Source organism: Nocardia sp. NPDC050718 (assembly GCF_040654235.1).
Classification (GTDB): Bacteria; Actinomycetota; Actinomycetes; order Mycobacteriales; family Mycobacteriaceae; genus Nocardia.
In genome coordinates this window covers 78,049-98,054 of sequence record NZ_JBFAHQ010000008.1, presented here as the reverse complement: position 1 = coordinate 98,054, position 20,006 = coordinate 78,049, and the positions used below count along the sequence as shown (strand labels likewise).

Here is a 20,006-nt window from a genome sequence, read left to right as displayed (position 1 = left end):
GTTGTTCCGCTAGAGCACCGCGCCGGGGTTGAGGATGCCCGCGGGATCGAGCGCGTCCTTGATCCGCTTGGTCAGCGCCATCACCTCGGGTCCGACCTGATCCGGCAGCCACGCCTTCTTCAGCCTGCCGACCCCGTGCTCACCGGTGATGGTGCCGCCCAGCGCGATGGCGAGGTCCATGATCTCGCCGAACGCGCGATGCGCGCGAGCGGTGTTGTCGGGGTCGGTGGGGTCGTGCACGATCAGCGGGTGGGTGTTGCCGTCGCCCGCGTGCGCGATCACCGACACCAGCACGTCGTTGCGCTCCCCGATGGCGGCGACCCCGGTGATCAGCTCGCCCAGCCGGGGCAGCGGCACCCCGACGTCCTCGAGCAGCAGCGGCCCGATCCGCTCCACCGCGGGAATCGCGAATCGCCGTGCGGCGGTGAAGGCTTCGCCCTCCTCGGGGTCTCCGGTGTCGAAAACCTCTGTCGCTCCAGCTTTCTCGCACAGCGACACCATGAGCTGCGCTTCGTGCGCGGCGAACTCGCCGGGCGCGTCGGACCGGGCGACCAGCAGGGCGGCGGCGGTGCGGTCCAGCCCCATCCGCATCTCGTCCTCGACGGCGTTGATCGCGACGGTGTCCATGAACTCGAGCATCGCCGGGCGCAGGGTCGAGGTGATGGCCAGGATCGCGTCGGTGGCGGCGGTGAGCGTGCCGAAACTCGCGACCACGGTCGCCTGCGGCGGCTGGGCGGGCAGCAGGCGCAGGGTGAGCTCGGTGATCACGCCGAGCGTGCCCTCGCTGCCGACGAACAGCTTGGTCAGCGACAGCCCGGCCGAGTCCTTCAACCGCGGCCCGCCGAGGCGCACCACCGTCCCGTCGGCCAGCACTACCTCCATCCCCAGGATGTAGTCGGTGGTGACGCCGTACTTCACGCAGCACAGCCCGCCCGCGTTTGTCGCCGCGTTGCCGCCGATCGAGCACATCTCGAACGAGGACGGATCGGGCGGGTACCACAGGCCCTCCGCCGCGACGGCCCGCTTCACCTCCGCGTTGATCAGCCCCGGCCCGACGACGGCGGTCCGGGTGACCGCGTCGACACTGATCGCGCGCATCAGTTCGGTGCTCAGCACGATCCCGCCGTCCACCGCGGTCGCCCCGCCGGACAAGCCCGACCCGGCCCCGCGTGGCACGACCGGCACCCGCCCCGCGTGCGCCCACCGCAGGGTGGCCGCCACGTCGGCGGTGTCGCGGGCCCGCACCACCGCGATCGGGGTGCCCGCGTCGGGATCGCGCGCCCAGTCCTGCCGATAGCCCGCCAGCAGATCGGGATCGATGACCACAGCCCCCTCGGACACCGCGGAAATCAACGCATCGAGGTCAACCCTGCTCTCGTCCACCCACTCAAACTAACCCGCGGCGACCACCCCGCGCCGGTACTCGGGCCGGACTCGTGAACAGCACGAAGACGCACCGGAGGTGATGGTCGGTTGACCAATGTGATGTGCGGCCGACCAAGTGAATTCGCGCATGATTGTGATCCGGCGCGCCCGGTTGGTGTATACGGCGTCCAACCCGTCACAATGCCCATAGCGGGTGTGTTCGACGGCGATTCGCCGCCGCGCACCCGGCGTGTTTCGCATTCCGCTCTACGGTGCGCCCGCTCGCGCATCGCACACATCGACGCGCCGCGTCGCACCGTAACTCGCCGGGAGGGGCCGGAAGATGAAGGAACCGCAGGACCGCAACGAGCTGGTCGGCGCCCTGCTCGCCGCCGAGTACGCCGATGCCGGGATCGACTCCGACGCCATGCGCCGGGTGCGCGACGGCGAGCACGAGGAGTGGCTGTCCGCGCTGGAGGCGACCGGCATGTTCGGCATCCGCGCGCTGGCCGAGATCGCCGGCGAATGGACCGCCGACCCGCGCCTGCTGCGCGACGCGCTGCTCGCCGAGGCCGACGAGTTCACCCGCCGCCGCTGCCTGGCCACCTGGACCGCGCTCGGTCGTCCGGCCGCCGAGCCGCCGGCGCGCGCGGTGGCCGTCGCCGTGCCGCACTGAGGCCGTTTGCCGACTGCTCATCTCGACGTCATCTCGCGCTGGCACGCTGACGGTCGTGGAGCAGCACACGGGTGTCACCGATTCGATGGCCGACCGGTTCACCCGCTGGTGCGAGGCCGTCGTCGCCCGCCTGCCGTTCGGGCTGGACCGGATCGTGCCCGCGACACTGCTCGGCTTCGGCCTGATCAACAGCTTCACCTTCGGGGTCGACCTGCTGCTGCTCACGCTGCTGCACTCCGGGCTCGGGCTGCCGGTGCCGGTGTCGATCACGCTGGCCTACATCGCCGCGTTCGGCCTGGCCTTCCTGCTCAACCGCACCTTCAACTTCCACTCGCACGCGCCGATGGGCAAGCAGGCGGTGGTGTACGCGGTCGTGGTGCTGGTGAACTACCTGGCCTTCATCCTCGGGGTCGGCTCCGGGCTGGTGGCGCTCGGCGTGGAGTACCACGTCGCGCGGCTGGCCGCCGGGGCCTGCGAGGCCGTCTACATGTATTCCGCGATGCGCTGGATCGTGTTCCGGCGCAAGCGCTCAGCCGAGCCGGTCGTCGCCGATCGGTGAGCGGCCGCGCAGCACCTCGGTGTGTTCGCCGTCGACCAGGACGACGTCGTCGTCGGTGAGCGCCCAGTGCGCGGTGCCGTCGGCGCGATAGCGGGCCAGCAGCCGCGCGGACTCGCCGTCCGGGTCGGTGGGGGAGTCCAGATGGACGACAAGCGGGCGATCCACCAGACCCAGTCCGTCCCACCGCGCTTCGACGCCGGTGGCCGGCCGCACTTCGGCGGGGTCGTCCATCGTCTCCAGGCCGTGCAGGTCGGGGGCGAGCAGGCAGGCGCCCGCGCTGTAGCCCGCGTAGACGAGGGCGTCCTCGGCGAGCAACGCGGGAAGCACGGAATCGGCTCCGCTGCGGGCGAATTGGGCGCGCAGGACGAAGGTGTTCCCGCCGCGCACCCACAGCATGGCGAACGCGCGCAGGTGCCGTTCCAGCTCGCCCGGCTTGCCGACGTAGTCGCGCAGGTCGACCACCTCCGGCGCGTACCCGTGCTGCCGGAGCGGGGTCAGGTCACTGGCCACCGCCGACGCCCACGCGGCGGGCCACGCGTCGCAGGCGTTGGGGATCACCGCGACCCGGCCGCCCGGCGCGCCGACCAGCCCGGCGAGCCGGTCGGCGAAGGCGCCGAACCGGTAGGACGCCAGGAACAGCCGCATCAGATGGTGAAGGCCAGATTCTGCACGAGGCGCTCGCCGAGGGCCTTGTCCCCGGTGACGATGACCTCGTCGCGATGCGCGTCGGCGGTGGTCCGGCCGCCGCGCAGGCGCGCGAAGAGCCCGGAGTCCATGCTGATCACGGCATTCGGCTCGGCGTCGGCGGCGTCGAGGACCGCGCCGCGGCCGTCGGCCACCGCGAGGTGGATCTGCCGGGTGACCGGCCCGGTGAGGTCGAAGGTCAGGCGGGTGCCGTCGGGGGCCTTGGCGCCCTTGACCACCGCCCGGCCCAGCCCGATGGTGAGTTCGGCGAAGGCGGTCTCGGCGCGCGCGCCGCCCTCGGACACGGTGCGGCCGATGCCGTCGGCGAGGTCGAGCTCGTGCATCCAGCAGTCGAACAGGCGGACCCGCATGAACCGGCCGTAGGGCACCTGCCCGACCGGCGACACCGTCGGCGTCTGCCAGGCCTGCTCGTCCATCGCGACCAGCGCGGCCCGCCGTCGATCGGTCACCTCGTCGAACAGCGCGAGCAGGCGCTTGCCGGACAGCGGGCGTAGTCGGTCGACCCAGATCTCGTTGAGCACCGCGACCTCGTTGCGCACGTGCGGCAGGGTCCGCACGTCGGTCTTGGGCCGCAGCGGGTCGTGCGGCGGCGGGGTCTCGCCGAGCAGCCACGACTCGGTGCCGATCACGTGCGCGACCACGTCGAACAGCGTCCAGCCGGGCAGCGGCGACGGCTTGCGCCACGCCTTCTCGTCGAGGTCGGCCACCAGGTTCCCGATGGCCTCCCACTGCTGGGCGAGCAGGTCGGTGAGCTGTTCGCGGTCGGGCGTGCCCTCGGTCATCCCTGTGCTCCTTCAGAGTCCAGCGCCGTCAGGCCGGCGCGGATCGCGGCCGCGGTCGAGTTCGGTTCGTGGGGACGGCGCAGCAGGAAGCCCTTGGCGAAGCTGAGCTTGTCACCGTGTCGGCGCGGCACCACGTGCAGGTGCACGTGGCCGACGGTCTGGAAGGCCGCGGTGCCGTCGTTGAGGATGAGATTGGCGCCGTCGCTGCTCAGGCCGCTGCGGCGCAGGGCGCGCGCGAGCCGGTGCCCGGTGCGGAAGAGCGTCGCGCCGAGATCGGGATCGAGATCGTCGAGCTCGGTGGCGTGCTGTTTGGGAACGACCAGGGTGTGTCCGCGGGTGATCGGCCTGATGTCGAGGAACGCGCACACCGCGTCGTCCTCGTAGACCTTGGTCGCCGGTGCGGCACCCGCCACGATCCGACAGAAGACGCAGTCGTTCACAGCGACGACCCTACGGTGTGGTGTGGGTCGCGCAACAGTCCGAACCACCTGCGGGCATGACGCGCGTCACGTGCGCCCAGCAAGCCGGTCGTCTGACCAGTATTCGTACCCGGAGGTAGGTAGCTCACCGGCAGGTGCGGTCTTGTCCGGCCCTACCTGCGGCGACGAATCTGAGGACGGGCGCGGGGTCGCGTCCGAGGCGCGGAAACGTCGTCAACTTGGCGAAACGGGTCGGCTCTGTCCGATTTCCCAGTGGATGGTCCAGCCCGCCGATGTGACCGGCATCTCGGCTAGGCTCACCGCGAGCCGAGTACAGTAGCGAGGATTTCAGCCGAACCTACTCGCAAGTAACGTCGGCTGACCCGTTGTTCCCCGGCTCGAAGCCAGCACAAGAAGGAAGTCTGACTAGTGGAGACAACGCAAAACGTGGGCGAGGGTTCGCCGCGCGGCGCGCGTGTCGGAGTCGTTCGCGAATCCGGTGCGGGTGAGCGGCGGGTCGCATTGGTGCCCAAGATCATCCCCGCCCTGTCCAAGCAGGGTGTCGAGGTGGTCGTGGAAGCCGGTGCAGGCCTCGGCGCCCTCATCCCCGACGAAGCCTTTGTCGAGGCGGGCGCCACCATCGGTGACCCGTGGTCGGCCGAGGTCGTCGTCAAGGTCGCCCCGCCCAGCGATGCCGAGGTGGCCAAGCTGTCGTCCGGGCAGACCCTGATCGGGTTCCTCGCGCCCCGCAACGCCGAGAACCAGATCGGCGCGCTGAAGTCCGCCGGGGTGCAGGCGTTCGCCGTCGAGGCGATCCCGCGTATCTCGCGCGCCCAGGTGATGGACGCGCTGTCCTCGCAGGCCAACGTCGCCGGCTACAAGGCCGTGCTGCTCGCCGCCTCCGAGTCCACCCGCTTCTTCCCGATGCTGACCACCGCCGCGGGCACCGTGAAGCCGGCCACCGTGCTGGTGCTCGGTGTCGGTGTCGCCGGCCTGCAGGCGCTGGCCACGGCCAAGCGCCTCGGCGGCCGCACCACCGGCTACGACGTGCGCCCCGAGGTCGCCGATCAGGTGCGCTCGGTCGGCGCCCAGTGGCTCGACCTCGGCATCGACGCCGCCGGTGAGGGCGGCTACGCCCGCGAACTCACCGACGACGAGAAGGCCCAGCAGCAGAAGGCGCTCGAGGACGCCATCAAGGGCTTCGACGTGGTCATCACCACCGCGCTGGTGCCGGGTCGTCCCGCGCCGCGCCTGGTCACCGCCGCCGCTGTCGAGGGCATGAAGCCCGGCAGCGTGATCGTCGACCTGGCCGGTGAGACCGGCGGCAACTGCGAGCTCACCGAGCCCGGCGAGATCGTCGTCAAGCACGAGGTGACCATCGCCTCGCCGCTGAACCTGCCCGCCACCATGCCCGAGCACGCCAGCGAGCTGTACTCCAAGAACATCGCGGCGCTGCTGGAGCTGATGCTGGTCGACGGCAAGCTCGCGCCCGATTTCGACGATCAGGTGCTCGCCGATTCCTGCGTCACCCGTGAGGTGGAAGCCTGATGTACACCGAACTTCTCGCGAACATCGCGATCCTGGTTCTGTCCGGATTCGTCGGCTTCGCCGTCATCTCCAAGGTCCCCAACACCCTGCACACCCCGCTGATGTCGGGCACCAACGCCATCCACGGCATCGTCGTGCTCGGCGCGCTGGTGACGCTGGGCAACGTCAAGGACCCGTCCCTGCTGGTCCAGATCATCCTGTTCGTCGCCGTGGTGTTCGGAACGCTGAACGTCATCGGTGGCTTCGTGGTCACCGACCGCATGCTCGGCATGTTCAAGGGTAAGAAGAAGGCGGCCGAGTGATGCACGCAGTCGACAACATGACCTACCTGGTCAACGGCCTCTACATCGTGGCCTTCTCCATGTTCATCTACGGTCTGATGGGCCTGACCGGCCCGAAGACCGCGGTGCGCGGCAACCAGATCGCCGCCGTCGGTATGGCGATCGCCGTCATCGCGACGCTGATCTCCATCCGGCACACCGAGCTGCTGAACTGGATCCTGATCGCCGGCGGCCTGGTCGTCGGTGTGGCACTGGGTGTTCCGCCCGCCGTGCGCACCAAGATGACCGAGATGCCGCAGCTGGTCGCCGCGTTCAACGGTGTCGGTGGTGGCACGGTCGCGCTCATCGCGTGGGCCGAGTTCATCGACAGCTCGGGCTTCTCCCAGCTGCACGACGAGCCGAACATCCACATCATCATCGGCTCGCTGTTCGCCGCGGTGATCGGTTCGGTGTCGTTCTGGGGCTCGATCATCGCCTTCGCCAAGCTGCAGGAGATCCTGTCCGGCAAGCCGATCGGCATCGGCAAGCTGCAGCAGCCGCTGAACCTGCTGCTGCTCGTCGGCGCGGTGGTCTGCGCCGTGGTGATCGGCCTCGGCGCCGACAACGGCGGCGTCTCGCAGCTGTGGATGATCGCGCTGCTGGTGCTCGCGGGCATCCTCGGCCTGATGGTCGTGCTGCCGATCGGCGGCGCGGACATGCCCGTCGTCATCTCGCTGCTCAACGCCCTGACCGGGCTGTCGGCCGCGGCCGCTGGTCTGGCACTGAACAACACCGCGATGATCGTCGCGGGCATGATCGTCGGCGCGTCCGGCACCATCCTCACCAACCTGATGGCCAAGGCCATGAACCGCTCCATCCCGGCCATCGTCGCCGGTGGTTTCGGTGGTGGCGGCGGTGCGGCCGCGAGCGGTGGCGGCGAGGCCAAGTCGGCCAAGGCCACCTCGGCCGCCGACGCCGCGATCCAGATGGCCTACGCCAACCAGGTCATCGTGGTGCCCGGCTACGGTATGGCCGTCGCCCAGGCCCAGCACGCGGTCAAGGAGATGGCGTCCCTGCTCGAGGGCAAGGGTGTCGAGGTCAAGTACGCGATCCACCCGGTCGCCGGTCGTATGCCCGGGCACATGAACGTGCTGCTGGCCGAGGCCGAGGTCTCCTACGACGCCATGAAGGAAATGGACGACATCAACGGCGAGTTCAACCGGACCGACGTGGTCCTGGTGATCGGCGCCAACGACGTCACCAACCCGGCAGCGCGCGAGGACAAGTCCAGCCCGATCTACGGCATGCCGGTCCTCAATGTCGACCAGGCCAAGAGCGTCATCGTGCTGAAGCGCTCGATGAACTCCGGCTTCGCCGGCATCGACAACCCGCTGTTCTACGCCGACCACACCTCCATGCTGTTCGGCGACGCCAAGAAGTCCGTCGGTGCGGTGACCGAGGAACTGAAGGCGCTGTAACCCACGCGGCTACGCACACGGGCCCCGCTGTTCTCCGAGAACAGCGGGGCCCGCTGCTGTTGGTGACCGCGACAATCGATGGTTGTGTCGCACACCACATTCCCACTACTCTCTTGTTTGAGACGATGGCGTCTCAAAGGAGGCCGGGGAACCGGTGTGCAGAACGGAGTCCTCGATGACGAGGTCGCTCACCCGCCGACCACGCTCGCTGTTCACCGCTGTGCTGGCGGCGGTACTCGCCGTCGGCCTTCCCGGCCTCGCGCACGCGCAGGACATCACGCCCGGTGTCACCGCGCAGAGCGTCTTCGATCGGCCGGGACCGCACCCGGTGGCCACGCCGACGGTCACCAACCCCTGTCAGGAATCCGTCGCCGGGATGATCGCGCACCTCACCGTGCACCTGTTCGGCAACCGGGACGACGCGCGATGCACCCAGGCGTTCCCCTACGGCTTGCAGTCGCCGGTCGGCGTGAACACCTACTACCCGGCCGATCTCGCGGGTGCGGACAAGGCCCCGCTGATCCTGTTCGAGGGCGGCATCACGTCCAATCCCGGCATGTACGACACCCTGGCCCGGCAGTGGGCGGGCCACGGCTTCGTCGTGGTGATCACCTACGACTTCGTCAACTCGCTGGCCTACCTGCCCGCGATCGGCCTGGCCTCGGCGATCGACCAGCACCGCGATCCCGGTTCGCCGCTGTTCGGGCGGATCGATCTCGGGCGCACCGTGCTCGCCGGGCATTCCGCGGGCGGGGGCGCCTCCCTGCAGGCCGCGGCGCTGTTCCCGCCGATCGCCGGGGCGATCGATCCGGACTTCGCGGTGATCGGCGTGCTGGCGATCGAACCGGGACCGGTGGGCGTCGGTGCCCTCATCGGGGTGCCGACGCTGTTCCTCACCGGCTACAACGATTTCGTCGTTCCCGATTTCGCCTGGGTGCGCTGGTGGCAGTACAACCTCACCTTCCACGCCCCGGCCTGGATCGCCAATGCCCGTGGCGTGAGCCATTTCTCGCCGGTCGACGGCCCCGGCGCGTACCTGTCCGCCGGGACGGCGGTGGCCTGGCTGAAGTACGTCGCCTTCGACGACGACACCGCCCGCCGGTTCTTCGTCGGCCCCGACTGGCTGCTGCGGGCGGATCGCACCTACTACAGCGTCGAGCGCAACGCACGGGCCGACAGCCTGCGATGAGCTACCGCACCCCGACGATCGGAAAGAGATCCACCATGTCCCGCCGCCTGTTCCGGCCAGCTGTCCTCGCGGCCGCCGCGCTCACCGCCCTCGTGGCGGCGGCGCCGGTCGTGTCCGCCGACCCGAGCGGCGAACACCGCTGCGCCGAGCCGGTACCCGGGCACGCGGCGCCCCGCGCGACCCCCGAGGACGTGGGCATGGACGCCGCCGTGCTGACGGACGCGCTCGACTTCGGCACGCGCGCGGGCGGAATCGCGGTCCAGGTCTATCGGCACGGCTGCCTCGTCGGCGACCGCACCCCGACCGCGAACGTGCCACTGCCGCTGGCCAGCGCCACCAAAGGCGTCACCTCGGCGGTGGTCGGCAGGGCCGTGACCCTGGGGCGCCTCGGCGTCGACGACCCGCTCGGGAAATTCTTCCCCCTGGCCGACCCGGCGCACGCGAATCTCACGGTGCGCCAGGTCTTGACCCAGACGACCGGCCTGCATTTCAGCTGGCCCGCCGACCTCGCCGGACTCCAGACCGACGCGGTCGGGCAAACGCTCGCCGCGCCCGCCGACCACGCCCCCGACAGCACGTTCCAATACGCCCAGAACACCCCGATGCTGCTGGCGGAGATCGTCGAGATCGCCACCGGCGTCGACTTCCAGGACTTCGCCCAGCGAGAACTCTTCGCGCCCTTGGGCATCGACCGCGCCAACTGGGTGTGGCTGCGCGACCGCAGCGGCAACACCGCCGTCAACGGTGGGCTGGCCATGCGCCCCGACGACCTCGCCCGCCTCGGCAGGCTCCTGCTCCAGGAGGGCCGCTGGGGTGGCGCGCAGCTCATCGCCGCCGACTACCTGCGTCAGGCGACCACCGGTACCACCGCCAATCCGGGCTACGGATTCCTGACCTGGCTCAACTCCGGCGATACCTACCGGGGCACCGAGGTGCCGACCGCGGTCTCCTACGATCGTCCGCAATTCCCCGGCTCCCCGCGCGACATGTACTCCTACGAGGGCGCGCTCGGCCAGTTCCTGACCGTCATCCCGAGCCGCGACCTGGTCGTGGTGCGCCTCGGCGTCCCGCTGCGGGTCGACCTGGACAACCCGGTCGCCATGCTCACCGGCAGCGGCAACCCCGACAACAAGGAGCTGTTCCAGCGCGTCACCCGGGCGGTGACCGGAATCCCCGCCGAGCCCTACGTCGACCCGCTCGGTCTCGACCATCCGCCGCTGTCGATCCGCACCCCGGACGACCTCGCCCGGCTGGCGGACCCTGGCACCGCCGCGGCCATCCTGCTCGGGGTCGGGCCGTACGCCTCGACCGGCTGCAACATCCTGTGGTGCGACGGCTCGTTCGTCGCCGTCGACGTGTTCCGCCTCGTCCTCGATGTCGGCGGGCAGGTGGCGGCCGCGGTGCTCGCACTCGGCAACACGCCGCGCTGAGGCGTCGGCTCAGTACGGCCGGTTGTGCTTGCGCGTGCCGGGGAGGTCCAGGTAGGGGCAGTCGGCGGAGCCGGTGCGCAGGGTGGCGGTGGGGTCGTCGGGGGCGATCCACAGGAGTGTGCCGTTGTCGAGCCAGGGCCGCAGATCGAAGTCGGGGCGGTTCGAGCCCCAGTTGTCGTCCCAGGCCGCGTATCTGCCCGGGGCCTGATCGACCTCGTAATGATCACTGCCCCAGACCGGTTCGAGCGCGATGCCGCGTGGCCGGTAGGTGGCGCAGTGATAGGTGATCGGCCAGCCGGTGTGCGGGCCGATCCGCACCTGGGTGATCACGGCCCGCATGTCGGGATGAGCGAGGACCCCGGGGAAGACGTAGGGCACATCGGGGCCGAGCACACGAAGGAACGGCGCGGGCGCCATCGGACCGTCGAGCCGCATCGCGCCGACCATCAGCAACCAGCTGCGCGGCACCGGGTCCAAGCGGCGCACCGTATGGAACGAGCTCCAGAACCAGCCGTCGACGTCGACGATGTCGAGCGGCCAGTACACCAGTTCATCCCGGAACGGGCACCGCGAGACCACGATGTCGGGCAGCAGCTCGCGGTAGCGGTCGTGCAGCGCACTGGCACCGTAGAAGGCGGCCCACCCCTCCTCGCACGCGCCCAGCTCCTTGTAGACCGCGCTGAGGCGGTTGCCCTCTTCGAGCAGCGCCGCCCGCTCGGTGATGAACGGCTCCAGGCCGACGATCTTGCGCACCGATGTCCCCCACTCCCACACGACAATCGCGGGTCCGACTGTGCCACAGCCGAACCCGCGTGCCAATCGTCAGGCGGTGCGCCGCTGTGCCTTCTCGGCGGCGGGCGCGGTGCCGAGCTGCTGGATCAGCTCCTCGGTCCCGGTGACCGCGCCGCAGCGCCGCGCGACGTAGTTCAGCGCCATCAGGTGCTCGTCGCGGCTGAAATCGGCGGTCGCGTCGAAGACCAGGAACGGCCGCACATCGCTCATGAACGCCTCGGCGGCACTGAGCATGCAGCCCATGTGGGTGTACACGCCCGTGATCAGCAGCTGGTCGCGGCCGTAGTAGCCGAGCAGTTCGCGCAGGTCGGTGCGCTGGAAGGCGGAGTACCGCCACTTGGTGACCTGGATGTCCTGCGGCTCGGGGGCGATGGCGTTGATCACCTCGGTGTCGGCGCCCTCGGCCATGCCCGTACCCCAGAAGTCGGCGAGGATGCCGCGCCGTGAGGGGTGCTGGTTGCCCGGCTGCATCGTGTAGATCACCGGGATGTCGAGTTCGTGGCAGCGGTCGCGCAGCCGCGCGATGTTCGCGATGAGGGTCCGGGCGGGGTCGCGGTAGATGTCGTAGGCGTCGAGGAAGTACTGCTGCATGTCGTGGATCAGCAGGGCGCTGCGGCCGGGTTCGACGGTCCAGGCCACCTGGTCGGCGGTGAACTCGTCGGCGCCGGGCATCGGATACGGCGCGATCTTGGGAATCGGCATGACGGCCTTTCGGTGGGGTCGGCGTCAGCCGACGGAAACGGGCAGGTCGGCGATCCCGAGCGGGGCGAGGATGCGCTGGAATTTGCCGGTGGTCTCGGCCAGTTCGGCCGCGGGATCGGACGCGGCGACGATGCCGCCGCCCGCGTGCGCGAGCAGGGTGGTGCCGTCGGCGGACAGTTCGGCGCAGCGGATGCTCACCATCCACTCGCCGTTGCCGTCGGCGTCGCACCAGCCGACCGCGCCCGCGTAGAACCCACGTTCACCTTCGAGTTCGGCGATGAGCCGGGCGGCGGCGCCGGTGGGCGTGCCGCAGACCGCCGGGGTGGGGTGCAGGGCCACCGCGAGTTCGAGCGCGGAGGGACCGGCGAGCGGGACGGTCGCCGAGATCGGCGTGCCGAGGTGCCACATGGCCGGCGTCGCGGTGAGTTCCGGTGCGGACGTGTCGACTTCGGCGCAGCGGTCACTGAGCACGGCGGCCACCTGATCGACGACATAGCGGTGCTCGGCGTGGTCCTTCGTGGAGGTGAGCAGCGCGTCGGCGGCGGCGCGATCGGCGGCCGGATCGTCGGTGATACGCCGGGCCGAGCCCGCCAGCGGGTGGCTCAGGATCTCGGTTCCGGTGCGGCGCACCAGGATCTCGGGACTGGAGCCGACGAGGTGACGGCCGAGATATCGGCCACCGGCGGCGGAGAGGTCTACCAGGAAACCGTTCGACAGCGGGTCCGAGGCCACCATCAGATCCAGGATGTCGGTCGCCCGCACCGGCTGCGGCGACACCGCGCGAATAGCCCTGGCCAGCACCACTTTACGCAGGGGATGGCCGGGATCGGCGAGCAGTTCGACGGCACCGGCCACCCGCCGCTGGTGCTCGTCGGGAGCGGGCACCGCCGCGTCGATGGCGAAGTGGGGGAGTCGGGTGCCCGGTGCCCGGCGGTGGGGCGCCTCGGTGACGCGCACCGAGTCCGGTGCCCACAGTGCCGTCGGCGCACCGGGGGTGAAGGGCAGCGCGCCGACGATGTGGCTGATCCGGCCGCTGCGCAGCGCGGTCACCGCGTCGTGCGCCGATCGGAAGATCGTCCCGCCCGCGGACGCGGACACGGTCCGCTGCGGACGGGACAGGACGAAAGCGGGGTCTGAACTGTCGGTACTGATGGTGCTCACCCTTTCGGTTTCACATGTCGAGCGTCGCGCCACCGTCGACCCGCAGGTCGTGCATGGTGATGTGGCGGGCGCCGTCGGACGCCAGGAAGTGGACGGCCGCCGCGATGTCGGCGGGAGCGGCGATGCGGCGCAACGGGATACCGAGCCGGTAGACCGCGGGGTCGCCGTCGAGGAGCGCGGTCTCGGCGTCGTCGTCGAGCGGCGTGCCGCCGAACATGTCGCGCAGCATGGCGGTATCGGTGGACCCGGGGGACACGAGATTGACCCGCACCCCGAGCGGCGCGACCTGCAGGGCCAGCGACCTGGTGAAGGCGGTCGCGGCCGCCTTGGCGGCGCCGTAGGCGGCCATGCCGACGCGCGGTGCGGCCGCGGCGTTGGAGGAGACCACGACGATCGACCCCCGGCCCGCGGCGGCCATGTCGGCGGCCGCGCGCTGGGTGACCAGCATGGTCCCGGTGGCGTTCACGCTCAGGCACCTCGCCCAGTCTGCGGCGTCGAGTTCGAGGGCGCTCCCGCCGACCATGACGCCCGCGGCGTGTACCAGCACATCGGCCGGTCCGTGCGCGGCGGTCAGCTGGTCGAAGGCACGTCGCACGGAGTCGGCGTCGCTGACGTCCACCTCCTGGCTGTGCACAGAAGCCGTTGGGGAACAGTCGATGTCATCGCTATCGGCGCCGTCCCGCGGAGCGGCGAGTGCGGCGGCGGTCGCGTGCACCCGGGGATCGAGGTCCCACAGGGAGACGACCCGGTCCTCGGCGGCGAACCGGGCGGCGATCGCGGCGCCGATACCCCCGGCCGCGCCGGTCACGACAACGTTCCGTCCGGTGAGATCACCATTTGACATGAGGTTAGCCTAACCTGAATTCATCGTCGGATGGTTACCTTCCCTCACAACATCCGACGGGAACGCCCGCAGGTCCGTTGGAAAGAGGTGCTCGACTTGACCGATCCCGTGCTCCCCGGCTTCACCCCGTGGCCCACTGAGCTGGCGCAACGCTATCGAGAGCAGAACTGTTGGACCGGTGAGACTTTCGCCGATGTGCTCGCCGCGCGCGCGGCCGCCGCACCCGACCGGATCGCCGTGCTCGACCCGGCGAACAGCTGGACCTACGCCGAGCTCGACCACCGGTCGAGTGCGCTCGCCACCGGCCTGGAGCGGCTCGGCCTCGGCGCGGGCGACCGGGTGCTGGTCCAGCTGCCCAACCGCGCCGAATTCGTGGAGGTGATCTTCGCGCTGTTCAAGCTGGGCGCGCTGCCGGTGTTCTGCCTGCCCGCGCACCGCGGTGCCGAGCTGGTCCCGATCGCCACCGCCGCCGCGGCGACCGCGATGATCACCTGCGGCACGCACCAGCGCTTCGACTACGCGGCGCTGGCCGAGTCGGTCCGCGCCGAGGTGCCGAGCCTGCGGCACCTGCTGCTGGTGCTCGACGAACCGGGGCGCGAGCTGTCCGCCGATGTGCACGACATCGCCGAATTCCGCGACACCCCGGGCGAACTGGCGGGACCGTCGGCGAGTGCCGTCGCGTTCCTGCAGCTCTCCGGTGGTAGTACGGGCATCCCGAAGCTCATCGCCCGCACCCACGACGACTACCTCTACAGCGTGCGGCGCAGCGCCGAGATCTGCGAACTCGACAGCGACACCGTGTATCTCGCGACGCTGCCGGTGGCGCACAACTTCCCGATGAGTTCGCCGGGCATCCTCGGCGCGCTGTGGGCGGGCGGCGCCGTCGCGCTGACCCCCGATCCGACGCCGGCGACGGCGTTCCCGCTGATCGAGCGGTTCGGCGTCACCATCACCGGCCTGGTGCCACCGCTGGCCCGGTTGTGGACCGAGCGGGCCGAAGCGGGTGACACCCCCGATCTGTCCAGCCTGCGGGTGGTCCAGGTGGGCGGGGCGCGCTGCCAGGAGGAGCTGGCCCGCCGGGTCGGCCCCGCCCTCGGCGTGACCCTGCAGCAGGTGTTCGGCATGGCCGAGGGGCTGGTCTGCTACACCCGGCTCGACGATCCGATCGACGTGGTGGTCGGCACCCAGGGCCGTCCGATGTCCGAGCACGACCGGATCGCGGTGGTCGACGACCACGGCGCCGAGGTGGCACCGGGCGCGACCGGCAACCTGATCACGCAGGGGCCGTACACGATTCGTGGCTACTACGACAATCCCGAGGCCGACGCCCGCAGCTTCACCGCCGAGGGCTGGTACCGCACCGGCGACATCGTCGCCGTGCGCCCGGACGGCAACCTGGTGGTCGCGGGCCGGGCCGGTGACTGGGTCAACCGGGGCGGGGAGAAAGTATCGGCCGAGGAGCTCGAGGCGCATCTGCTCGAGCACCCGGACGTGCGGGACGCGGTGATCGTCGGCACCCCGGATCCGGTGCTGGGACAGCGCATCTGCGCGTTCGTCCAGCCCGCCGATCCGGCCGTGCGACCGTCCCTGATCACGGTGCGTTCGTTCGTCCGCGCGCGCGGTGTCGCGGCGTGGAAGATGCCCGACACCGTCGTCGTCGTCGACGAGTTCCCGGCGACCGGCGTCGGCAAGACCAGCCGCAAGGAGCTGCGGCAGCTGCTCGCCGACGGCGCGCTCGGGCAGTGACCGCGCCGGGGGCGGCGCGCTCATCGCGCCGCCCCCGGGCCGGTCAGGCCAGTTGCTCGATCCATGATCCGAGCACGGGATCGCCCGCCAGCGTGGGGAAGTCGATGTGGGCGTAACCGTCCGACCGCCATTTCTCCACCAGCGACATGATGCGCACCGAATCGAGTCCGGCGTCGAGCAGATCGGTGTCCGCGGTGAGTTCGGCCGGGTCCACACCCAGCGCCGTGGCGACATCGCCGATCACCTGATCGTCGGTCATGGTCATTCCTCTCGATCGAAGTCGGCGACGCCGCGCTTCCAGTAGCCGGCGATGAGCGAGTCCTTGGGGCCGATGCCCAGGTCGGTGCGGACCACCTTGCGGATGCCGCGCAGGCAGCCCGCCTCGCCCGCTACCCAGGCGTAGACCCGCTGTCCGGCGGCCACTTCCACGGTGCGCACGGCCTGCTCCAGGATGTCGCTGGTGCCCGCCTCGGCCGCGCCGCGATGCAGCCAGCGCACCTCGACGCCGTCGGGGGCGTCGATCGCGATCTGCTCGGCCGCGTCGGCCACCTCGATGAAGGCCCAGCCCGCCGCGGTGCGCGGCATCCGCTCCAGCCAGCGGGCGATGGCGGGCAGCGCGGTGATGTCACCGGCGAGCAGGTACCGGTCGTAGGAATCCGGGACGACGACGCCGCCGGGCGGACCGGCGATGTGCACCCTGGTGCCCGGGGTCACCGCGCTCGCCCAGTCGGAGGCGAGGCCGCCGGGGTGGAGGGCGAAGTCGATGTCGAGTTCGCCGTCGGGAATGCTGTGGCGGCGCACCGTGTACTCGCGCGAGACCGGACGCGGCGTGCCCCATTCCAGCGAGGTGCCGTCGCGTTCGGGCAGCCGCAGCACGCCGTCCTCGCACGGGAAGATCAGGCGCACATGCTCATCCGGGACATAGCTGTGGAACGTCGCCAGCTCGGGCCCGCCGAAGGTGATCCGCAACAGCGCGGAGCCGATCCGCGCGGTGCGGATCACCTCCACTTCCTGCAGGCCGATCGGATAGGGGACCTTCGCGCCGTGCGCACCGCCGAGCACCTCGGCGATGTTCGCGGCGTAGGCACTGCGATCCTTCACCTCTGTTCCTTTCTGTGCAGCGGCCCGGCGGCGAGCGCCATCAGGCCGGTGAGTACCAGGACGACGACGCCGTAGAGCACGAGCGCGGTTCCCGGAGCGAAGAATTGGCCGACGGTTCCGGCCACCATGGAGCCGACCGCGGTACCGGTGACCGACTGCACCATCAGCAGTCCCGACATCCGGCCGCGCATGTGGTCCGGTGCGGCGCGCTGCAACATCGCGTAGCGCAGCACCATGTTCACGGCCCTGGCCAGGCCGAACCCGGCGAGCCCGAGGAACACCAGCGCCGCGTGCGACCACAGCCCCGCCGCGATCACGCCGAGCGGCATGAGCGCGAGCGAAACCAGCAGCGCCAGTCCGGTATTGGCGCGACTCATCCAGCCGCTGGTGAGCGAACCGAGTACCGCGCCCGCACCGGGCGCCGCGTAGAGCAGGCCCAAAGTGCCGGGGCCCGCGTGGAGTTCGACATCGGCGAAGGCGGGCAGCAGCACCAGCGGTCCGCTGACCAGCATCGCGATCAGGCCGGTCAGCAGGATCAGCCGGATGGATTCGTGGCGCACCGCGAAGGAGATGCCCGCGACGAGCTCGCGCAGGGGGTTCTGTAGATCCCGCTCCGGCGGCGGCGACGGGCCGATCGCGGTGATCAGCCCGACGGTCGCGGTGGTCGCGAGCGCGCAGAGGAAATAGGCCGAGGCCACGCCGGTTTTCGCGACGAGCAGCCCGGCGATCGCCGGGGTGATCATGGTGCCGAGGTCGGTGGTCAGCGACACCAGCGCCCCTGCGGCCGCGACCTTCTCGCGGCCGACGAGCGCCGGAACCATCGCCATCAGCGCCGATCCGCTGACCCCGCCCGCGAGGCCGTCGATCACGGCGGCGAGGTAGATCACCGGCAGCAGCGGGTCCGGCAGCACGGCATTCACGCCGAGCAACAGGAAGCCGATGCCCGCCGCACTGCGCGACCACTGGATCACCGTGCGCCGGTCGTACCGGTCCGCGACCACACCGCCGGCGAGACTGCCCGCGAACAGGGCCGCCGCGGTCGTGGTGGCGACCCCGGCGACCTGCAGGCTCGACCCGGTCAGCTGATAGACCTGCAACGGCAGGGCCACCATGAGCAGCCCGATGCCGAGCACCGACACCAGCCGCGCCGCGAACGCGCACCGGAACGGGCGCGACGCCCGCAGCGGGCTGAGGTCGAGGAGCAGGCCGCCGGTCGCCGTCACTTGAAACGATCCTTCAGCAGCTCGAGGGTGCTCATGACCGTGCGATAGTCCGGTCGCGAGCTGATCGCGGGCAGCTCGTACACCGTGTTCGCGGTGAACGACGGCAGCTTCGCGTAGAGCGGGTCGGTCCGCAGCTGCTCGAGGGAGCGTCCGCCGTTGATGGTGACCACGAAGGTCACCGGCGCGTCGACCACGGTGTTGAGCAGCTCCGGGCTCATCGAGAAGTAGTCGGCGGCCTCGGGCATCTCCGGGTTGCCGGCCTTGGCCTTCACCTGCGTGTCGAGGGCGAAACCGACCTCGGCCAGCAGTTTCGGCAGCGAGGCGGACGGCACGAAGACGACCGGCTTGTCGCCCTTGGCCGACTGCACCAGCGTGGTGTTGCCCGCCGGGATCTTGATGGCGGACTTCACCTCGGCCAGCTTGGTGCGGTAGTTGCCGAGCAGGCCGTCGACCTGGTCGCCGCGACCGACGAGGTCGGCCAGATAGCGCAGCTGCTCCTGCCAGTCGGTGGTGCCGGCCGGCATCAGCGCGGTCGGGGCGATGGCGCTGAGCTGGTCGTAGGCGTTGAGCGTCTGCTGGGCCGGGTAGCCCTGACCGCCGCCGATGATCAGATCGGGCCGCTGGGCGGCGACGAACTCGAGATTGATGTCCTCGCCGGTCGGGACGACCTGGGTGCCCTGCTCTTTCGCGTCGGCGGCCCACACCTGCGGGAACTCGCCCTTGGGGGTGGCGACACCGAGCAGTCGCGGATCGGCCGCGACGACCGGGGCGTCCAGGTCGTAGAGGTAGCCGGCCAGCGCGCCATTGAGTACGACGATGCGCTTGGGGTCGGACGGCACCGAGACGGTGCCGCGCGCGGTGGCCACCTCACGGGTGCCCGAGGCGGTGTCCTTCGCCTCGTCGGCGGACGTGCCGCAGCCGGTGAGCGCGGCGATCGAGGCGACGGCCAGGACGGCCAGGGCCGCGCGGACGCGGCCGGTGGATCGGGTCAACACGGCCGGCCTCACTTGAAGCGCTCGACGAGCAGGTCGAGGGTGCTCATGACGGTGCGGTAGTCGGGCCGCGAGCTGGTCGCGGGCAGCTCGAAGACCTTGTTCGCCTTGAACGAGGGCAGCGTCGCGTACATCGGGTCGGCGCGCAGTTCCTCGAGCGACCGGCCGCCGCTGAGCGGGATGGTGAACAGCACGGGCGCGTCGATCACGGTGTTCAGCAGTTCGGGGCTGAAGCTGATGAAGTCGGCGCTCTGCTCCTTGGCCGGGTTACCGGCCTTGGCCTCCACCTGGGTGTCCAGGGTGAAACCGACCTCCGAGAGCAGGGTCGGCAGCGCGGCGGTCGGCACGAAGACCGTCGGCTTCTGGCTCTTGATCGACTGCATGACGACGGTCGCGCCGGCGGGCGCCTTGATCTTGCTCTTGGCCTCGGCCAGCTTGGCCTGGTAGTTCGCGATCAGGGTGTCGACCTTGGCCGGCTTGTTCACCGTCGTGGCGATGAAGCGCAGCTGGTCCTGCCAGTAGGTGGTCTCGGTCGGTAGCAGCACCGTCGGGGCGATGGCGGTGAGCTGGTCGTAGGCGTTCACCGACTGCTGGCCCGGGTAGCCCTGGCCGCCGCCGATGATCAGGTCGGGGCGCTGGGCGGCGATGAACTCGAGGTTGATGTTGTCCCCGGACGGCACGGCCTGCGTGCCCTGCTTCTTCGCGTCCTCGGCCCAGCCAGCGGGGAACTCGCCCGGCTTGTTGGGCACGCCCAGCAGGCGCGGGTCGGCCGCGACGACGGTGGCCTCGAGGTCGTAGAGGTAGCCGGCCAGATTGCCGTTGAGCACCACGATGCGCTGCGGGTCGGCGGGCACCTTGACCGGGCCCTTCGCGGAGGGCACCTCACGCGGGCCGGTGTCGGCGGACCCGGAATCCGAGCTACCGCAGGCGGTGAGCACCGCGACGAGCGCGAGAACCAGGAAGGCGAGGGCGGCGCGGAGGCGGCCCGATGAGCGGTTGGTGAACATGGACGGGGATTTCCTCATTTCTTCCGA

The 20,006-nt window shown here is 70.5% G+C and carries 21 protein-coding genes; 8 read left to right on the top strand and 13 right to left on the bottom strand.

What is annotated here, in order from left to right; all coding sequences use genetic code 11:
- Positions 1 to 9: 9 nt before the first annotated feature.
- Positions 10 to 1,383 (bottom strand): FAD-linked oxidase C-terminal domain-containing protein, encoded by a 1,374-nt coding sequence (locus AB0H54_RS28980; RefSeq protein WP_357349593.1) that lies wholly within the window; start codon positions 1,381 to 1,383, stop codon positions 10 to 12.
- A gap of 325 nt (positions 1,384 to 1,708) precedes the next feature.
- Between AB0H54_RS28980 and AB0H54_RS28975 the strand changes: the two genes are divergently transcribed.
- Complete coding sequence (locus AB0H54_RS28975; protein WP_357349591.1) at positions 1,709 to 2,041, top strand: hypothetical protein; 333 nt, start codon at positions 1,709 to 1,711, stop codon at positions 2,039 to 2,041.
- Between the two features lie 85 nt (positions 2,042 to 2,126).
- Positions 2,127 to 2,600 carry a GtrA family protein gene (locus AB0H54_RS28970; RefSeq protein WP_357349738.1) on the top strand — a complete coding sequence of 158 codons (474 nt, stop codon included), beginning with the start codon at positions 2,127 to 2,129 and terminating at the stop codon, positions 2,598 to 2,600.
- Here the strand turns inward: AB0H54_RS28970 and AB0H54_RS28965 are convergent.
- From AB0H54_RS28965 to AB0H54_RS28955, 3 genes are read right to left on the bottom strand one after another with little or no spacing between them, the layout of a single operon-like run.
- Positions 2,571 to 3,245 carry a Type 1 glutamine amidotransferase-like domain-containing protein gene (locus tag AB0H54_RS28965; protein WP_357349589.1) on the bottom strand — a complete coding sequence of 225 codons (675 nt, stop codon included), beginning with the start codon at positions 3,243 to 3,245 and terminating at the stop codon, positions 2,571 to 2,573. The genes AB0H54_RS28970 and AB0H54_RS28965 overlap by 30 nt on opposite strands.
- The gene (locus tag AB0H54_RS28960) at positions 3,245 to 4,087 is read right to left on the bottom strand and encodes a maleylpyruvate isomerase family mycothiol-dependent enzyme (protein WP_357349587.1); all 843 of its coding nucleotides are present in this window, start codon (positions 4,085 to 4,087) and stop codon (positions 3,245 to 3,247) included. The genes AB0H54_RS28965 and AB0H54_RS28960 overlap by 1 nt, the downstream gene beginning before the upstream one ends.
- The gene (locus AB0H54_RS28955) at positions 4,084 to 4,527 is read right to left on the bottom strand and encodes an HIT family protein (protein WP_355283371.1); all 444 of its coding nucleotides are present in this window, start codon (positions 4,525 to 4,527) and stop codon (positions 4,084 to 4,086) included. Before AB0H54_RS28955 ends, AB0H54_RS28960 begins: the two co-directional genes overlap by 4 nt.
- A 408-nt stretch (positions 4,528 to 4,935) precedes the next feature.
- On the opposite strand from AB0H54_RS28955, the gene AB0H54_RS28950 reads away from it, so the two are divergent.
- From AB0H54_RS28950 to AB0H54_RS28930, 5 genes are all read left to right on the top strand, one after another.
- Positions 4,936 to 6,054, top strand: coding sequence for a Re/Si-specific NAD(P)(+) transhydrogenase subunit alpha (locus AB0H54_RS28950; RefSeq protein WP_357349585.1), 1,119 nt, complete (start codon positions 4,936 to 4,938; stop codon positions 6,052 to 6,054).
- Entirely contained in the window at positions 6,054 to 6,356 is a 303-nt protein-coding gene (locus tag AB0H54_RS28945) for an NAD(P) transhydrogenase subunit alpha (RefSeq protein WP_019045334.1), read from the top strand. The genes AB0H54_RS28950 and AB0H54_RS28945 overlap by 1 nt, the downstream gene beginning before the upstream one ends.
- 17 nt (positions 6,357 to 6,373) lie before the next feature.
- The gene (locus AB0H54_RS28940; RefSeq protein ID WP_355283516.1) at positions 6,374 to 7,792 is read left to right on the top strand and encodes an NAD(P)(+) transhydrogenase (Re/Si-specific) subunit beta; all 1,419 of its coding nucleotides are present in this window, start codon (positions 6,374 to 6,376) and stop codon (positions 7,790 to 7,792) included.
- A 175-nt stretch (positions 7,793 to 7,967) separates the two neighbouring features.
- Positions 7,968 to 8,981: an alpha/beta hydrolase gene (locus tag AB0H54_RS28935; RefSeq protein WP_357349583.1), complete on the top strand. Its 1,014-nt coding sequence runs from the start codon at positions 7,968 to 7,970 to the stop codon at positions 8,979 to 8,981.
- A gap of 35 nt (positions 8,982 to 9,016) precedes the next feature.
- Positions 9,017 to 10,411, top strand: coding sequence for a serine hydrolase (locus AB0H54_RS28930; protein ID WP_357349581.1), 1,395 nt, complete (start codon positions 9,017 to 9,019; stop codon positions 10,409 to 10,411).
- 9 nt (positions 10,412 to 10,420) lie between these two features.
- On the opposite strand, the gene AB0H54_RS28925 is transcribed toward AB0H54_RS28930, so the two are convergent.
- The 4 genes from AB0H54_RS28925 to AB0H54_RS28910 form a co-directional block, all read right to left on the bottom strand.
- A complete protein-coding gene (locus AB0H54_RS28925) occupies positions 10,421 to 11,164 on the bottom strand; it encodes a hypothetical protein (RefSeq protein ID WP_357349579.1) in 744 nt (247 codons plus the stop codon).
- Between the two features lie 69 nt (positions 11,165 to 11,233).
- A complete protein-coding gene (locus tag AB0H54_RS28920) occupies positions 11,234 to 11,905 on the bottom strand; it encodes an isochorismatase family protein (RefSeq protein ID WP_357349577.1) in 672 nt (223 codons plus the stop codon).
- Between the two features lie 24 nt (positions 11,906 to 11,929).
- Positions 11,930 to 13,066: a chorismate-binding protein gene (locus tag AB0H54_RS28915; RefSeq protein WP_357349575.1), complete on the bottom strand. Its 1,137-nt coding sequence runs from the start codon at positions 13,064 to 13,066 to the stop codon at positions 11,930 to 11,932.
- Positions 13,067 to 13,076: 10 nt separating this feature from the next.
- Positions 13,077 to 13,910: an SDR family oxidoreductase gene (locus tag AB0H54_RS28910; RefSeq protein ID WP_357349573.1), complete on the bottom strand. Its 834-nt coding sequence runs from the start codon at positions 13,908 to 13,910 to the stop codon at positions 13,077 to 13,079.
- An 87-nt stretch (positions 13,911 to 13,997) separates the two neighbouring features.
- On the opposite strand from AB0H54_RS28910, the gene AB0H54_RS28905 reads away from it, so the two are divergent.
- Entirely contained in the window at positions 13,998 to 15,656 is a 1,659-nt protein-coding gene (locus AB0H54_RS28905; RefSeq protein WP_357349571.1) for an AMP-binding protein, read from the top strand.
- A 43-nt stretch (positions 15,657 to 15,699) separates the two neighbouring features.
- On the opposite strand, the gene AB0H54_RS28900 is transcribed toward AB0H54_RS28905, so the two are convergent.
- From AB0H54_RS28900 to AB0H54_RS28880, 5 genes are read right to left on the bottom strand one after another with little or no spacing between them, the layout of a single operon-like run.
- Positions 15,700 to 15,915, bottom strand: coding sequence for a phosphopantetheine-binding protein (locus AB0H54_RS28900; RefSeq protein ID WP_357349569.1), 216 nt, complete (start codon positions 15,913 to 15,915; stop codon positions 15,700 to 15,702).
- Positions 15,916 to 15,917: 2 nt separating this feature from the next.
- Entirely contained in the window at positions 15,918 to 16,757 is an 840-nt protein-coding gene (locus tag AB0H54_RS28895) for a siderophore-interacting protein (protein ID WP_357349567.1), read from the bottom strand.
- Positions 16,754 to 17,980, bottom strand: coding sequence for an enterobactin transporter EntS (entS, locus tag AB0H54_RS28890; protein ID WP_357349565.1), 1,227 nt, complete (start codon positions 17,978 to 17,980; stop codon positions 16,754 to 16,756). The genes AB0H54_RS28895 and entS overlap by 4 nt, the downstream gene beginning before the upstream one ends.
- Positions 17,977 to 18,975, bottom strand: coding sequence for an ABC transporter substrate-binding protein (locus tag AB0H54_RS28885; protein WP_357349563.1), 999 nt, complete (start codon positions 18,973 to 18,975; stop codon positions 17,977 to 17,979). The genes entS and AB0H54_RS28885 overlap by 4 nt, the downstream gene beginning before the upstream one ends.
- Before the next feature lie 8 nt (positions 18,976 to 18,983).
- A complete protein-coding gene (locus tag AB0H54_RS28880; protein ID WP_357349561.1) occupies positions 18,984 to 19,979 on the bottom strand; it encodes an ABC transporter substrate-binding protein in 996 nt (331 codons plus the stop codon).
- Positions 19,980 to 20,006 lie beyond the last annotated feature (27 nt).